Origin of the sequence: Gilliamella sp. ESL0250 (assembly GCF_013345045.1) — a bacterium.
GTDB classification, from domain to species: domain Bacteria; phylum Pseudomonadota; class Gammaproteobacteria; order Enterobacterales; family Orbaceae; genus Gilliamella; species Gilliamella apicola_H.
Map to the genome: position 1 here is coordinate 1 of NZ_JAAEDV010000030.1, position 1,648 is coordinate 1,648.

Here is a 1,648-nt window from a genome sequence, read left to right on the forward strand (position 1 = left end):
GCTTCAGCTTCTTTTAAAATAGATACAATCTGATGTTCGGTCATTTTTTTCATAATTAAATCCCCTTTACTTTTATCATAGAGAATTTTCTACTTTTTTGCTGTACTATTTTAGGGGATAGTTACACCTTGTATTCACTTTATATAGATCAACTTATAAGACCAATAATAGATGAAGAAGAAGTATTTTTTTTATACGAGCTCCGTACATATTATGCAGATCCCGCATTAACGGATAATGATAGTGCATTCAATCAATCAATAACTTCATTTGAACAATATGTTTTTTCCAATTTCGATGAGTTATTAGAATATGTTGAGCAACGATGGAAAATAGGATTAAGTGATTTTGTTCCAATTAATGAAACCCATATACCATATTGAACAATGAAAATATTGAATGACATAATAAAATTAAATTAAGGCGGGAATTACAATTACAGTAGTTTCTCAAATTATTGTCAAACAACACGATTAGTTGTTACATATCAAAATAAATAACAGAATTAAAAAATTTATTGAACTAACTCGCTATTGACGTAATAAGCATTCTTGAATTTTATCAACCTCTTTATTGAGCGCTTCAATCACGAGGTTAGGATGAGCGCTTTCAAGCGTTTTAACATTCTCAAATCCATCATTTACTACTGAACCGGTATATTGTTGCGCTTGCTTAATGTTGCTGAACAGATAATGGATGTTATTTTGATTGCGAGTAGTTGTTAAGGTATAGCTGACAAAATATTTAGTGCGATGTAGATAGTCAGTTACAGCTTCGGCGACAACATGATTACCTTCAACTAACTTGATTGTGTCACCACCACTAACCGTGATTGATTGTTGATTAGGTATATTATAATAAGACCACCAAGGTGAACCAAAATAATTTTCACTGGTTAATACAACGGGGCTGTTATCCAGTTCTTGAGCGATGCATAATGATAATGATGAGTGAAAGACTGTAATAGGTCGTGACGTGTTATATTTATTTAAAATATCCACACCTGACGAATTTTGAGCTATTTCAACGCCATTAGTCTGATAAATGGACATCATTTTTTGAGATGCGCAACTAGTTAGCATAGCTAAAACGGCAACATAACCAATTAACTTTTTCATACCCCATCCTTTTAGAATAAGCTAATTAATTCTAGCTGTTTATTGATCGATTTGCTAGTGCTGGAAAATAGTGAATACAAATTTAATTAATATGCAGACACTATTTTCCTTGTCTACAGTAATTTTAAAAACTACAGCAATGAATAAACATAAAACAATACTAACGCTTTATTCCAGATAAGAAATAGGTGCATATCATAAAGATAAAATAACCGTCTGAAGTTGAAAAATCCATTGAAGATAAATGAAGATGGCAAGCTAGATGTTCACGTTTTGGGTTATATTTTTGTAAAAAATATTCAGGATTCTATACCGTTTCGTGGTTATTTGAGAATTTGCAGTATCTATTGGTTAAAACATGTGATAACTATCGTGCCAATCAAAAATTCACAAAAACTACCCAACAACAAAGGAATGAGAAAGTCGAAAACGATAGGCACTTTAATGAAGATGTGATATTTCTTTTTTAGGTTATATTTTTTGTAAAAAATATTCAGGATTCTATACCGTTTCGTGGTTATTTGAGAATT

General features: G+C 31.1%; 1 protein-coding gene. It reads right to left on the reverse strand.

Annotated elements, in window-relative coordinates; translation table 11 throughout:
• Positions 1-530: 530 nt before the first annotated feature.
• Positions 531-1,118: a hypothetical protein gene (locus GYY69_RS12620; protein WP_174798001.1), complete on the reverse strand. Its 588-nt coding sequence runs from the start codon at positions 1,116-1,118 to the stop codon at positions 531-533.
• Positions 1,119-1,648 lie beyond the last annotated feature (530 nt).

What these genes read in the sequence shown, in the direction of transcription:
- GYY69_RS12620 (WP_174798001.1), bottom strand. Translation starts at nt 1,118, where the DNA reads ATGAAAAAGTTAATTGGTTATGTTGCCGTTTTAGCTATGCTAACTAGT.